The organism is Streptomyces sioyaensis (assembly GCF_004122735.1).
Classification (GTDB): Bacteria; Actinomycetota; Actinomycetes; order Streptomycetales; family Streptomycetaceae; genus Streptomyces; species Streptomyces sioyaensis.
The window spans coordinates 57,675-71,309 of the sequence record NZ_SDIF01000007.1 but is presented as its reverse complement, the minus strand read 5'-3'; the positions used below and the strand labels follow the sequence as shown (position 1 = coordinate 71,309).

General features: G+C 72.5%; 9 protein-coding genes and 1 tRNA gene. 5 read left to right on the top strand and 5 right to left on the bottom strand.

Annotation, left to right across the window (positions count from 1 at the left end; genetic code table 11):
- Nucleotides 1-15 precede the first annotated feature (15 nt).
- Nucleotides 16-1,338, bottom strand: a complete 1,323-nt coding sequence (locus EST54_RS04255; protein WP_244942437.1) for a PucR family transcriptional regulator — start codon at nt 1,336-1,338, stop codon at nt 16-18.
- A gap of 192 nt (nt 1,339-1,530) precedes the next feature.
- On the opposite strand from EST54_RS04255, the gene EST54_RS04250 reads away from it, so the two are divergent.
- Nucleotides 1,531-3,060, top strand: coding sequence for a hypothetical protein (locus EST54_RS04250; RefSeq protein ID WP_129245144.1), 1,530 nt, complete (start codon nt 1,531-1,533; stop codon nt 3,058-3,060).
- A 93-nt stretch (nt 3,061-3,153) separates the two neighbouring features.
- On the opposite strand, the gene EST54_RS04245 is transcribed toward EST54_RS04250, so the two are convergent.
- Entirely contained in the window at nt 3,154-3,636 is a 483-nt protein-coding gene (locus EST54_RS04245; protein WP_129245235.1) for a DUF6314 family protein, read from the bottom strand.
- A 294-nt stretch (nt 3,637-3,930) separates the two neighbouring features.
- Here EST54_RS04245 and EST54_RS04240 point away from each other — a divergent pair, with 294 nt between their 5' ends.
- The 3 genes from EST54_RS04240 to EST54_RS04230 are packed head-to-tail and all read left to right on the top strand — an operon-like array spanning nt 3,931 to nt 8,548.
- Nucleotides 3,931-5,400 (top strand): aldehyde dehydrogenase family protein, encoded by a 1,470-nt coding sequence (locus EST54_RS04240; protein ID WP_129245142.1) that lies wholly within the window; start codon nt 3,931-3,933, stop codon nt 5,398-5,400.
- Nucleotides 5,397-6,971, top strand: a complete 1,575-nt coding sequence (locus EST54_RS04235) for an APC family permease (RefSeq protein WP_129245140.1) — start codon at nt 5,397-5,399, stop codon at nt 6,969-6,971. The genes EST54_RS04240 and EST54_RS04235 overlap by 4 nt, the downstream gene beginning before the upstream one ends.
- Before the next feature lie 14 nt (nt 6,972-6,985).
- Nucleotides 6,986-8,548, top strand: a complete 1,563-nt coding sequence (locus tag EST54_RS04230) for a GMC family oxidoreductase (RefSeq protein WP_129245138.1) — start codon at nt 6,986-6,988, stop codon at nt 8,546-8,548.
- A 314-nt stretch (nt 8,549-8,862) separates the two neighbouring features.
- Here EST54_RS04230 and EST54_RS04225 read toward each other — a convergent pair.
- The 3 genes from EST54_RS04225 to EST54_RS04215 all read right to left on the bottom strand — a co-directional run bounded on the left by EST54_RS04225 (nt 8,863) and on the right by EST54_RS04215 (nt 11,719).
- Nucleotides 8,863-8,950 (bottom strand) — tRNA-Leu (locus EST54_RS04225).
- 296 nt (nt 8,951-9,246) lie between these two features.
- Nucleotides 9,247-10,842: an aldehyde dehydrogenase family protein gene (locus tag EST54_RS04220; protein ID WP_129245136.1), complete on the bottom strand. Its 1,596-nt coding sequence runs from the start codon at nt 10,840-10,842 to the stop codon at nt 9,247-9,249.
- A 499-nt stretch (nt 10,843-11,341) separates the two neighbouring features.
- Nucleotides 11,342-11,719 (bottom strand): chorismate mutase, encoded by a 378-nt coding sequence (locus tag EST54_RS04215; protein WP_129245134.1) that lies wholly within the window; start codon nt 11,717-11,719, stop codon nt 11,342-11,344.
- 593 nt (nt 11,720-12,312) lie between these two features.
- Between EST54_RS04215 and EST54_RS04210 the strand changes: the two genes are divergently transcribed.
- Nucleotides 12,313-13,632, top strand: coding sequence for an FAD-dependent monooxygenase (locus tag EST54_RS04210; RefSeq protein WP_129245133.1), 1,320 nt, complete (start codon nt 12,313-12,315; stop codon nt 13,630-13,632).
- The last annotated feature ends 3 nt before the right edge of the window (nt 13,633-13,635 follow it).

The following is a 13,635-nucleotide window of genomic DNA, read 5'->3' as shown; positions in this document are numbered from 1 at the left end:
GCACGGCCGTCCGCCTCAGCCCGCCGGGCCGTGCAGGCGCCGGTGCGCCAACGCCCACCAGATCTCCGCCAGATCGGCCGGGTCCCGCAGGCTGGTTCCGGTGATCTCCTCGAAGCGCCGGAGCCGGTTGCGCAGGGTGTTGGGGTGGACGTAAAGGGTCCGCGCGGCGGCGTCCAGACGCAGTCCCTGCCGCAGATAGGCGGCGGCCGCCTCCTCCAGCTGGGCACCGTCCTCGCCGCGTTCGGCCAGCGGCGCCAGGCGCTGCCGCACCAGCCCCTCCCCCACGGCGGGGAGCGCCACGACCGTGGCCCGCAGCCCCAGTTCCTCACGGGTGAACGCACCGACGAGCCCGAATCCGACGGCGGCCCGCAGTGCCTGGGTGGCCCGGGTGAATTCCGCGGCGATCCCGGAGGGGGTGACCGGGGCGCCCAGGCCCAGGACCAGGGTGCGGCACAGCCCGGCCGGGCGCCCGGCCAGCAGCCCGGCCACCTCGCCGTCCACGGTCGTGACCAGGGGCCGGCCCGTCGTGTCCAGCGCGAGCCAGGGGCGCAGCGCGGCCACGATCCGGTGGAAGGCACGGTCGCCCGGCCCGGGGTGACCCGGGGTGTGCTCCGCGGGGGCGGCCTCCGGACCGCCGGACGGGACGGCCTCGGGCAGGACGGCCTCGGACGCGGCGGCCTCGGGCAGGCACGCGCGGAAGGGGAGACGGAGCGCGCTGCGGTCGTACGCGCCGTCCGTGAGCTCCCCGTCGCCGGGCCCGGCGGCGCCCGCCCCCTCTCCGGACAGGGCCTCGTCCCACCGAGCCTGACCGAGCAGCAGGGCACGGACCAGCGCCGCGCGCCGGCGGTCCGTCCGGGCGTCCTCCTGGATCCCGACGCGGCAGCTGCGGACGATGCGCAGCGTGTTGGCGTCGACCCAGGCGCGCAGGGTCTCGGCGATCGGCAGCAGGTCCTCGGCGGTGCCGCGGCGGGCCGCCATCTCCTCGCCGAACCGCCGCCAGACGACGTCCGTGCCGATCCGGTAGGCCGAGATGATGTCCTCGACCGGCAGGGCGCGGGCCAGCGCCGTGATCTCGTCGAGATGGGTTTCCGGGATGCCGTAGCCGGCGCCTGTGCCGGGCACGGCTCCCTGCGGGCTCCGCCGTTCCTCGGACCAGCGCTGCACCAGCGACAGGCTGTTGCGCAGGGACGCCATCACCCGCGGCCGGAGCTGGCCCAGTGACACCGCGGCGTAGGAGGCGAGTTGGGCCCGGAGTCCGTCGACGACCTCGTCGGTGAGTGCGTCGATGGCGGTGTGCAGCGCGGCGACGGCCTCCGGCACCGTTGTGGATGTCTCCACGCGTCCCCTCCCGACTCGGTGTCTTTCCCCATGGCGAAAGCGATCATTCGTCGCCATGCTACGAGGAAGCCGCCCGAACCCCTACAGATGTTCGATGTTGGATGACTTTTCCCCCGTCATCCGGATCGTTCCGGCGTTCGGCACGCGGCTCCGTAGTGGCTCGTTGCCACCCCCCGCACCCCAAGGAATTCCATGGCTGTTTCCTGGCGCCGGATCGCGGTGCCCGCCGCCGCGGTCGGCGTACTCGTCCCCGCCGCCCTCGGCACCCATGCGCTCCTGTCGCACTCCGACGACTCCGGTTCGTCCCCGGCCGCCATACGCGCCGCCGGGTCCCCGGGCCCGGACTCCGCGCCGGACGGCACCGCGGGAGCATCCGGCCCCGAGGGCGGCGCCGTGGCCGCCGAGCCGTCCAACGCACCCACCGGTCCCCGCCGTTCGGTCGCGGTGCGGCTCTCGTCGTACGACGCGCACGGCAAGCGGGCGGTGCTCAAGCCGTCCGCCGGCAAGACCGTGCGCACCGGCGATGTCATCGCCGCCGCACCGAACCGGCACGCCCCGTCGGGCGCGCTGTTCAAGGTGGGCAAGGTCACCGGTTCCCGTGACGGTGAGGTCCGGGTGACCACCGCCCCCGCGACGCTCTCCGAGCTGCTCGGCAATCAGAAGGTGGACCAGCGCACGGCGTTGCGGGCCAATGAGCTGACCGTCAAGCCGCTGTCGTCCGGCGTCACCGTGCAGAACCCGGGCACCGGCCAGGGCGGGGGCGCCTCGTCCACGCCGTCCGGCGAGCCGGGTACGCCCGCCGGCGGCAGCCCGGACGCCTCGCCCAGCACCTCCCCGAGCCCCTCGGCCGGCGCCTCGTCGAACGCGCCGGGGATGCGCGCACAGCTCGCCCACCCCGCCGCGGGCACGGCCGGCGCCGCCTCCGGCGACACGCTGCCGCCCGGCGCGGCGAAGGCGCTGACCACCCTGCGGCTGGGCGTCAACGTGCCGCTGCCCAAGGACGTGCAGGCCACCGACAGGTCCCCGGCCCGGCTGTCCGGTGAGGTGAAGTTCCGGCCCGAGCTGATCTTCCAGTACGAGAAGCGCGGCGGGCTGAACCTGCTGCCGCAGCGCGCGGCCGTCGGCCTCGGTGGCTCCTACGCCTATGGCTGGCAGGTGCACGGCAAGGTCCGCGGGACCGCCGACACCGGACAGGTCGCGGTGCCGCTGGCGGCGGTCACCGGCCGGCACGTCTTCTGGGTGGGCCCGGTTCCGGTCGTGGTGAGCACCGAAGTCACCTTCACCTACCGCTTCACCGCGGGCGGCCGCATCGTCCTCGACGCCGACCAGCGCACCTCCGGGGCGTTCGCCGTGGGCGCGAAGTACGACCGGACGAACGGCTGGCAGCCGCTGCACACGGCGAACCAGCGGACGAAGGGTTCCACTCCCCGGGTCGAGGGCGCGGCCACGGCGACGGCCCGTATCGGGGCGCGCGCCCAGGTGTTCCTCTACGACACGGCCGGCGTCGGCGGCGAGCTGTCCGTCCACCTCACCGGACGGGCCGCGGCGGCTCACGGTGGCGGGGCCCCGGCGTGGTCGCTCAGCGCGGGCTACGACCTGAAGACCGAGCTGATGCTGCAACTGAAGATCTTCGGCATCCAGCTCGTCGATCTGCGGACCACTCCGTTCGCCCTGCACGACGAGCGGAAGCTCTTCGGGCACGGCAAGCTGCCCGCCGCCTGACCCGGCCGCTGCCGGACGAAGACCGCGCCCCCGGGGGAGCTCCTGCCCCCGGGGGCGCCTTTCGGTGTCCATGGGCCGCCGGCCCTGCCGCGCTCATGCCTGGCGCCGGTAGACCGAGCACAGCAGCTGGTCCTTCGCCGGCCCGCCGACCCGCCACCGCAGCTGCCATGCGTCCGCGGTGACGGCGGTGAAGCACCCCTCGTAGCGGTCCTCGGCACAGGGGTGGACGGCGGTCCACCGGCCGGTTCTGAGGTCGAGGTCGTGGAAGGGCCGGCCGTCGGCGAAGTCGACCGCGGCGGTGCCGTCCGGGCGGGGCCGCAGCCGCAGCGTGCGGCTCGCCGGGGACACCGTGCCGCCCCAGGTCAGCTGCCCTTCCTCATGGTGCAGCAGGGCGTCCCCCACCCCGTCGGGCCGGAACTCCGCGGTACCGCGGAAGTGCCCCTCGGCACCGGTCCGCAGGTCGTGGACGGTGCGCTCGACGTCCCAGCGGCCGGCCAGATAGGCGGCGGCATCGGGCACCGGGTACGGGTGCGGACACGCGAGGTCCGGGCCCGGCTCCGCCACCGGGCCCGCCATCGGCCCGGGGTACGGCCCCGGCTCCGACGCCCGCCGTCGCCCCCGGTCACGCTCGCTGCCCATCCCCCCATTCTCCCGTCCGCCCGCCCCGTCACTCCGTCGGCCCCACCCGGGTCCGCCTTCCTCTCCCCCGGCCGCTCGTACCGTGCGGAGGCGCAGCGCCCGCCTTACTCTCGGTGCAGTGATCGTCACCGAGGTCCGCACGGCGGGCCAGCCGGCTGCCTGACGCTGCCGGCCGGGGCGCCGCGCCCGCCGCTGGTGCCTCGTACGAGCCCGGAGACCGGAGGCAGCACCATGCCGGATCTGTTCATCGGCGGTCAGTGGACCGCGGCGGCCGACGGGCAGCTGCGCGAGATCCGCTGCCCCGCGGACGGCACGCTGGTCGCGACGGTCGACGAGGGCGGGCCGAAGGACGCGGCGGCGGCGGTCGCCGCCGCCCGTACCGCCTTCGACGACGGGTCCTGGCCGCGGACCCCGGCGGCCGAGCGCGCCGCTGTGGTGCTGCGGATCGCCGAGCTGCTGGAGCGCGACAAGAGCGCGCTGGCCCGGGCCGAGTCGCTGGACACCGGCAAGCGGCTGGTCGAGAGCGCCTACGACATGGACGACATCGCCAACTGTTTCCGCTACTTCGGCAACCTCGGCGCCGCCGGCGGCATCGACCGGGTGGTGGACGCCGGCGCCCCGGAGGTCGACAGCACGGTGCGGCACGAGCCGGTCGGGGTCTGTGCGCTGATCACCCCGTGGAACTACCCGCTGCTGCAGACCGCCTGGAAGGTCGCCCCCTGCCTGGTCACGGGCAACACCTTCGTCCTGAAGCCCAGTGAGCTGACCCCGCACACCGCCCTCCACCTCATGCGGCTGCTGGCCGAGGCGGGCGTGCCGGACGGCGCCGCCAACCTGGTGCTGGGCACCGGACCGGCCGTGGGCGCGGTGCTGACCGAGGACCCGCGGGTGGACATGGTGTCCTTCACCGGCGGTCTGGTCACCGGCCGGCGCATCATGGCCGCGGCGGCGCCCACCGTGAAGAAGATCGCGCTGGAGCTGGGCGGCAAGAACCCCAACATCGTGTTCGCCGACGCCGATTTCGACACCGCCGTCGACTACGCCCTGATGGCGGTCTTCCTGCATTCCGGGCAGGTCTGCTCGGCCGGCGCCCGGCTGCTCGTCCAGGAGGAGCTGCACGATGCGTTCGTCGACGAGCTGGTCTCCCGCGCCCAGCGGATCCGGCTCGGCGGACCGTTCGACGAGTACGCCCGCACCGGCCCGCTGATCTCGGCCGCACACCGCGCGAAGGTCGAGGCGTATGTGGCGGCCGGGCTCGACGAGGGCGCCGTCCTCCTCTGCGGCGGCTCGGCACCCGACGATCCCTCGCTGTCCAACGGCTTCTACTACCTGCCGACCGTGCTGGACGAGTGCACCCCGGACATGTCCGTCGTCCGCGACGAAAGCTTCGGCCCGGTGCTGACCGTCGAGCGGTTCCGGGACGAGGACGAGGCGGTCTCGCTCGCCAATGACACGGTGTACGGGCTGGCCGGCGCGGTGTGGACGCAGGACGGCGAACGGGCGCACCGGGTCGCCGCCCGGCTGCGCGCGGGAACGGTGTGGATCAACGACTTCCATCCGTATGTGCCGCAGGCGGAGTGGGGCGGGATGAAGCAGTCGGGCGTCGGGCGGGAACTGGGGCCCGCGGGGCTGGCCGAGTACCAGGAGGCCAAGCACGTCTGGCGCAATACCGCACCGCGTCCGCAGAGGTGGTTCGAGTGACCGGTCCCGCGGCATCCGGGCCCGATCCCGCGGCCGGCCACCCGCACGAGGACGAGGCGATCGCCGAGCTCGGCTACAAGCCGGAACTCAAGCGCACGCTGGGCAACTTCCACACCTTCGCGGCCGGCATCAGCTACATCTCGATCCTCACCGGCACCTTCCAGCTGTTCTACTTCGGTATCGCGCACGGCGGTCCGGCGTACTGGTGGTCCTGGCCGATGGTCTTCCTCGGGCAGTTGATGGTGGCGCTGTGCTTCTGCGAGCTGGCCGCCCGCTATCCGGTGGCCGGATCGATCTACAACTGGGCGAAGAAACTCGGCGGCCCGCACATCGGCTGGCTCGGCGGCTGGATGATGCTGACCGCCTCCATGGTCTCGCTGTCCGCGGTGGCGCTGGCGTACCAGGTGACGCTGCCGCAGATCTCGTCGTGGTTCCAGTTCATCGGCGACGGCACCGGCAAATCCGCCGCCGAGAACGCCGTACTCCTCGGCACCGTGCTGATCGCCTTCACCACCCTGGTCAACGCCTTCGGCGTGAAGCTGATGGCACGGATCAACTCCGCCGGCGTGGCGATCGAGCTGATCGCCGCCATCGTCCTGGTCCTGCTCCTGGCCGCACACATCACCCGCGGCCCCTCGGCGGTGACCGACACCTTCGGCCTGGGCCAGGGCCAGAGTCTGGGCTACTTCGGCGCGTTCCTCACCGCGTCGCTGGCCTCGGCATACGTGATGTACGGCTTCGACACTGCCTCCTCGCTCGGCGAGGAGTCCAAGGACCCCGGCCGCAACGCCCCGCGCGCGATCCTGCGGGCACTGGTCGCGTCCTTCATCATCGGCGGCCTGATCCTGCTGTTCGCCCTGCTGGCCGTGCCCGATCTGCACGCCCAGCAGCTGTCCGTGGACGGTCTGCAGTACGTGGTGCTCTCCACGCTCGGGTCGACCGTGGGACAGATCGTGCTCTGGTGTGTGGTCATCGCGATCACCGTGTGCGAGCTGGCGGTGCACACCGCCGGCATCCGGCTGGCGTTCGCGATGGCCCGGGACAACAACCTCCCGGCCGCCTCGCTGCTCGCCAAGGTCAGCCCGCGCTTCCAGACCCCGGTGCTGCCGGCCGTCATCATCGGGCTGGTGGGGATCGGCATCCTGCTCATCAACGTCAACCAGCCGCAGATCTTCTCGGTGATCACCAGCATCGCGATCATCATGATCTATCTGGCGTACCTGTCGGTCACCCTGCCGATGCTGGTCCAGCGGCTGCGCGGCAACTGGACGCCGGTCAAGGGGAGGTTCTCCCTCGGCAAGTTCGGCCTTCCGGTGAACGTCCTCGCGGTGCTCTGGGGCTTCGCGATGTCCGTCAACCTCGCCTGGCCGCGCGCCACGGTCTACAACGCGACCGGCCCCCAGCACTGGTATCTGCGCTGGGGCGCCTTCTTGTTCATCGGAGTCGTCGGCCTCGGCGGATTCGCCTACTACTGGTTCGTCCAGCGCAAGAAGACGGGCGTCCTGGCCATGCACGCCGCCGTCACCTCCGGCAGCGACACCCCGGGCGACAGCGGCGCCCCCACCCCCTGATCTGGAGCGGCACGATGGCCCAAGAGACCCCTGAGGACGAGTTCGACTACGTGGTGGTCGGCGGCGGCACGGCCGGTGCCGTCGTCGCCGCCCGGCTCAGCGAGGACCCGGCGGTCAGCGTCTGCCTCCTGGAGGCCGGCCCCAGCGACGTCGGTGACGACAACGTCCTGCGGCTGGACCGCTGGATGGGGCTGCTGGAGTCCGGCTACGACTGGGACTACCCGGTCGAGCCGCAGGAGAACGGCAACAGCTTCCTGCGGCACGCCCGCGCCAAGGTGCTCGGCGGCTGCTCCTCGCACAACTCGTGCATCGCCTTCTGGGCCCCGGCCGAGGACCTCGACGAGTGGGCCGCGATGGGCTGTACGGGCTGGAGCGCGGCCGACTGCTTCCCGCTCTACCAGCGGCTGGAGAACAACGACGCCCCCGGCGACCACCACGGCCGCAGCGGCCCGGTCACCCTGCGCACCATCGCGCCCAACGATCCGTGCGGGGAGGCCCTCCTGAAGGCCTGCGCGGCGGCCGGCATCCCGACGACGCCGTTCAACACCGGCGAGACCGTCATCCGCGGCGCCAACTGGTTCCAGATCAACTGCCTTCCCGACGGCACCCGTTCGTCGGCCTCGGTGTCCTATCTCCACCCCGTCATGGGCACCCGCAAGAACCTCGACGTACGCACCGGACTCCAGGCCAAGCGCCTGAACTTCGACTCCGCCCGGCACTGCACCGGCGTGGACTACCTCGCCCCCGACCTGATCCACACCCGCACCGTCCACGCCCGCCGCGAGACCGTCGTCTCCTGCGGCGCCATCGATTCCCCGAAGCTGCTCATGCTCTCCGGCATCGGCCCGGCCACCCATCTGCGCGCCACCGGCATCGACCCGCTCGTCGACTCCCCCGGCGTCGGCTCCGCCCTCCAGGACCACCCGGAGGGCGTGATCATGTGGGACGCCAAGCAGCCCATGGTCACCTCGTCCACCCAGTGGTGGGAGATCGGCATCTTCGCCGACACCGAACCCGGCCTCGACCGCCCGGACCTGATGTTCCATTACGGCTCGGTGCCCTTCGACCTGAACACCTTCCGCCGCGGCTACCCGACCTCGGAGAACGCCTTCTGTCTGACCCCGAACGTGACCCGCGCCCGCTCCCTGGGCACCGTCCGTCTGCGCACCCGCGACTTCCGCGACAAGCCCAAGGTCGACCCGCGCTACTTCACCGATGAACACGATGTGCGCGTGATGACCCACGGGCTCCGCCTGGCCCGCGAGATCATTTCCCAGTCCCCCATGGCCGAGTGGGCCGGCACCGAACTCGCCCCCGGGCCCTCCGCCCACTCCGACGCCGAGCTCCTCGACTACGTCCGCACCACCCACAACACCGTCTACCACCCGGCCTGCACCGTGCGGATGGGCGCGGCGGACGACCAGGCGACCCCGCTCGATCCCCAGCTGCGCGTGAAGGGCGTCACCGGTCTGCGGGTCGCGGACGCTTCGGTGATGCCGTTCCTGCCCGCCGTGAACCCGTGCATCACCACGATGATGATCGGGGAGAGGTGTGCGGACCTGATGCGCGGCGGCTGATCCGGGCACACCAAAGACCTACGAGGTGGGCTCCCTTCGGCGGCATTGTCCGCATCAGGTACTTGGAGGTCGCCGTCCGGTCTCACGACCTTTCAGCCTCTCAGCCCGACCGGCCTTCGTCATCATCCTCGGCGAGAGCCAGAGCTCCCTTCCCCGAGGCCCGGTCCAATCGAACTCCCTCGCTCGCCCCGTAGGCCGGATTCCAGGATACTCCCAAACAAAGGGGATGGAAGGGGTAATTTGGACATCAATTGCACCCCGTTCGGAGTGTGCCCCAGAAATGCAGAAAACCCCTGGTCAACAGGGGTTTTCGCTGGTGTCCGAGGGGGGACTTGAACCCCCACGCCCGATAAAGGGCACTAGCACCTCAAGCTAGCGCGTCTGCCATTCCGCCACCCGGACTAGGTGTGATCTTCACGGGGCGTTCCCCGCGGCGACATGGACAACAATACCAAGGTTTCGGAGTGCCTTTCACCTGCGTATCCGTCCGCCACATAACCTCGATTTATGGGCAATGGTGGACAAAATGCGCATAGCAATGGTCCATGCAGGCCAAGGGCGTTTCTGGAGTGCACCGCGGCCGCCCGGATCCGGCTCCCGGTCCCCGGCCCCCGGCCCCCGGCCCCGGCCCGCCGGACGGCCCCCGGCGGTCGGCGAAGTCCGCGCCCGGGGCCGGAGCAAAGGGAGCCGGGACCGGGCTACGGCATCAGGTGGTAGTCCGGGAAGTTACCCGGCAGGCGTTCGGCGGCCGGACCCTCGGTCACCGCCCGCACCAGGAGTTCGCCGCCGACGAACGCGCCGCTCCAGGAGTTGCCGAAGCCGCCGAAGAGCTCGTCGCGGTCGCCGCGGGAGCGAGGCTTGCCATGGCCGACCTTGAAGGCGCGGATCTGCGGGGCGAGGCGGTCGTAGGTGTCCTTGTCGTCACAGGACAGGCTGGCGACCAGGGCGCCGTTGCTGGCGTTCATGGCGGCGAGCAGCTCGGCCTCGGTGTCGACGAGCACGATGGTGTCGACCGGGCCGAACGGCTCGGCGTGATGGAGCGGGGAGGAGGAGGGCGGCGCCAGCAGCGTGGTGGGCGGGAAGTAGGCCGAGGTGTCCTGGGAGGACAGGAAACGGCCGTCGGCGAGGCTGCCCCGGTGCAGCGGGACGGCGCCCCGGGTGATCGCCTCGGAGGTGAGGTCGGCGAGCTCCTTGGCCTTGCCGGCGTTGATCAGCGGGCCGAAGTCGAGTTCGGGGAGCGGGTCCGCGGGGCGGGCGACGGCCAGTGGGTGCCCGAAGCGGACACTGCGCACGGCCGGGAGATAGGCCGTGAGGAAGTCGGCGAAGGCCTCGCGCTGGACGACGAAGCGGGGGTAGGCCGTGCAGCGCTGCTTGGCGTAGTCGAAGGTCTTGCGCAGCAGCGGCGTCAGGGCCGGCCAGTCGCTGAAGTTCCAGATCCCCCAGGTGTTGAGGCCCTCCTGTTCGAGGATGTGGCGCTTTCCGAGGTCGGCGACGGCGGTGGCGACCCGGCCGCCGGTGTCCCGGCCGCCGACGAAGGAGACACAGCCGATCTCGGGTGAGCGGACCAGGGCGGGCGAGAGCTCCTTGCCGCTGCCGCTGACGAGGGTGGCCGGCACCCCCTCGCGGGCGGCCAGGGCGCAGGCGAGGGTGAGCGTGACCAGGCCGCCGTCGGTGGGGGTCTTGGCCATCACCGCATTGCCGGCCAGCGCCTGCACCAGCATCGCGTGGATCAGCACCGACATCGGATAGTTCCAGCTGGCGATGTTGCTGACCGGGCCGGGCAGCGGGGCGCGGTCGGTGAGCATCCGCTCGATCTCGGAGACGTACCAGCGGACGCCGTCGATGGCGCGGTCGACGTCGGCCTGCGCGAGTTTCCAGGGCTTGCCGATCTCCCAGACCAGCAGCAGGGCGAGCAGTTCACGGTGCTCGGTGAGGGCGTCGAGGGTGGCGGAGATCCTGGCCTTGCGCTCGGTCAACGGGACCTGGCACCAGGCCCGGTGCTGGTCGAGGGAGGCGCGTACGGCATGCAGCGCGGCGTCCGCCTCCAGGCGGGGCGGGCCGGCGATGGGGGTGCCGTCGACGGGGCTGGTGGCGGGCATCGGAGCGCCGTCCGGGTGCCAGGCGCCGGCCCACAGATTGAGCGCCCGGTCGTCCCGGAACGCTTCGGGGGCCGCGGCCAGGCTGCGCTGCCAGGCGTCCTGCCAGGACGTACCGGGTTTGAGAGTGAGCGTCGGGGCGGGCGTGGTGCGCGCGTTCCGCTGCGGGTTCGAGGTGGATTCGGGGGTGGGTGCCATCGGTGTCTCCGCTCTCGGTGCACGGCCGGAGGGGCAGGGTGGTGGCGCTCGGGCGGTCCCCGGGGAACCGCGTTACTGGACGGTAGTGGGCAAGGGGGCACCGCGGGACGGTCCGGCGTCAGGTATGGCGAGTGTCACTCGGCCCGGGCGACGGGGCCACCTGGGTGAGGCGACCGGTGGGCGAGGCGGGTCGGGGCGGCCGGGGTGGCCGGTTTCGGGCCGTGGGCGCTCCGGGGCGGGATGGCGGTCGGGTGCCGGTGCCGTCCGAGGACGGCGGGACGTGTGCGGCCGGGCTCGGAGAGGGGCTCGGCCCGGAAAGCGGTGCCCTGTCTCCCGTAGCGCTCAAGTCACCTTCTGCTTCGGGTATTTGGGCCGCCAACCCGCAGATTGAGGGCTCCGTGCGACCCCGGGACGTCCGGGTCCGCCGCACGCGGAAATACGACGAGAGTGGGCGAGCCCCGCATGGCCCGCCCACCCTCGTTCGCCGTGTGCCCGGGACTCAGCCCGCGGCCGGTTCGGCCGGTTCCGCCGCCCCCTCCTGGGTGCGGTCGGCGATCGCCCGGTGATGGCGGACCACCTCGCCGATGATGAAGTTGAGGAACTTCTCGGCGAAGGCCGGGTCCAGCTTGGCGTCCTCGGCCAGTCGGCGCAGCCGTTCGATCTGCGCGGCCTCGCGGGCCGGGTCGGCGGGCGGCAGGTGGTGCCGGGCCTTCAGTTCGCCGACCTGCTGGGTGCACTTGAAGCGCTCGGCGAGCAGATGCACCAGGGCGGCGTCGAGGTTGTCGATGCTGCCGCGCAGGTAGCGCAGCCGCTCACGGGCCGCCTCGTCCGCGACGGAGCTCGCGTCGCCGGCCGCCCGTGCTGTCCCTTCGCTCATGTGCGTTCTCGCCATTCGTGGTCGGTCGGTTGCCCGGTGCCCTGGGGTGCTTCGGGTACGTCATGGGTCGTCGGGTATGTCATGGCTGATCGACACGCACATTACCCGGACGGTGGCCGTTGACCCGGGCTGATCTCACGGAGCGGACCGGTCGGAATCCGGACCGGACGACGCGGACGGGAAGGGTCCTGAGCAGGGGCGCGAAGGCCGGGCGGGCGTCGGAGCGGCGGGGAGCGGAGCATGCCCGGGAAGCGGAGCATGCGCGGGGTGCTTCGGCGGTGCCGTGCGGTCCGGCGCGGCCGGCCGGCGTCCTTCCGGCGACGCGTCGTACGCCCGATGGCGGGACCCCCCACAGATCCCGCCACCGGGCCGCTTGACGCGGGGCCGCGGTGTGCGCCGGCCCCGGCTCAGGCATATACCCAGGCCCACGCCCGGCCATCCCTCCTTCTCCACATGTACGGATTTCTCTTCTCCTTCCCTGATTACCGGGCGCGGAAGGGGAACTCCTGCGACAATGCGCCCGATCGGACCGGGCGGCCGACCGACCCTCGGCTGCGGGACAGCGCAGGGGGCACCGTATGGGCACGGACCGCATGACGATCGAAGGAGCCGATGTCGCCGTCGTGGGCGGCAGCATCGCCGGATGCGCCACGGCCCTGGCCGCACACCGCGCCGGCGCGGGCCGGATCACCCTCCATGAACGCACCGCGGGTCTTCTCGCGGACCGTGGTGTCGGCCTCGCGGTGCACAACGCCCGGTACGCCGAGCTCGCGGCCGCCGGATATCTGGACACCGCGATGCCGTGGGCGCAGCTGACCACCCGCCGCTGGTACGTCCGGGACGGCGCCGCTCCGCTCGGCCGCCAGATCGGCGTCCAGCCCTTCCCGTTCCGCTCGTACTGCTGGGGACCGCTCTGGCGGGAGTTACGGCAACGGCTGCCCCAGGACACGGTGTTCCGGACGGGGACCCCGGTGGCCGCGGTCGACGGTGACGCGGAGGGCGCGGTGCTGCATTTCGGCGGCGGGAACGGAGCCGGCGAGGGCGGCGGGACGGTGAGCGGGCCGCGGGACCGCGCCCGCACCGGGGGCCGTACGGAGCGCTTCGATCTGGTCATCGGCGCGGACGGCTACCGTTCGGTGGTCCGCGACGCCGCGTTCCCCGGCGTACGGCCCGATTACGCCGGCTATCTGGCCTGGCGGGGCACCGTTCCGGCCGACCGGCTGGCGGCGCTGGACCTTCCCGGCCTGCCGTCCGAGCCGTGGGCGCAAGAGGACTGTGTCTACGGCGTCTTCCCCGGCGGCCACGTCATCATCTACTGCATCCCCGACGGCCACGGCGGCCGGCGCGCCAACTGGGTGCTGTACACCGCACCGCCCGGCGGCCCCGCCCTGGGGTCACACGCCCCCGAGGGCCTGCCGCCCGGCGCCCTCACCGACGCGCAGTACGCCCATCTCCGCCACGTCACGGGCGAGTTGCTGCCGCCGTACTGGGGCGGGCTGGTCGGGCTGACGCCTCGTCACGAGCTGTTCCTCCAGCCCATGTACGACTACACGGCGCCGCGCTACACCGCCGGCCGGCTGGTGCTCGCGGGCGATGCGGCCACCATCGCCCGTCCGCACACCGGCGCCGGCGCGGTCAAGGCACTCCAGGACGCCGTCGCGCTGGAGGCCGCGCTGCGGGCCCTGCCGGAGCGGCCGGACGCGCTGGAGGCGTACGGCACCGAGCGCGGCGGGACCGGCCGGAGCATGGTCGAGCTGGGGCAGCGGCTGGGGCGGACCCTCGTCCAGGACACCCCGGACTGGCGGACGCTGGACCAGGCCGGACTGGACGCGGCCTGGGCCGCGGCCGACGGCTCGGGCGCGTTCGGCGGCCGCGAGCTGAAGGAAGCGCGGCCCGCCGGGCCGGGGCGCTGAGGC

Excerpts from the sequence above, each read along its gene's own strand:
- EST54_RS04250 (WP_129245144.1), top strand. The coding sequence starts at position 1,531 with ATGGCTGTTTCCTGGCGCCGGATCGCGGTGCCCGCCGCCGCGGTCGGC.
- EST54_RS04245 (WP_129245235.1), bottom strand. The coding sequence starts at position 3,636 with ATGGCGGGCCCGGTGGCGGAGCCGGGCCCGGACCTCGCGTGTCCGCAC.
- EST54_RS04240 (WP_129245142.1), top strand. The coding sequence starts at position 3,931 with ATGCCGGATCTGTTCATCGGCGGTCAGTGGACCGCGGCGGCCGACGGG.
- EST54_RS04230 (WP_129245138.1), top strand. The coding sequence starts at position 6,986 with ATGGCCCAAGAGACCCCTGAGGACGAGTTCGACTACGTGGTGGTCGGC.
- EST54_RS04220 (WP_129245136.1), bottom strand. The coding sequence starts at position 10,842 with ATGGCACCCACCCCCGAATCCACCTCGAACCCGCAGCGGAACGCGCGC.
- EST54_RS04215 (WP_129245134.1), bottom strand. The coding sequence starts at position 11,719 with ATGAGCGAAGGGACAGCACGGGCGGCCGGCGACGCGAGCTCCGTCGCG.
- EST54_RS04210 (WP_129245133.1), top strand. The coding sequence starts at position 12,313 with ATGACGATCGAAGGAGCCGATGTCGCCGTCGTGGGCGGCAGCATCGCC.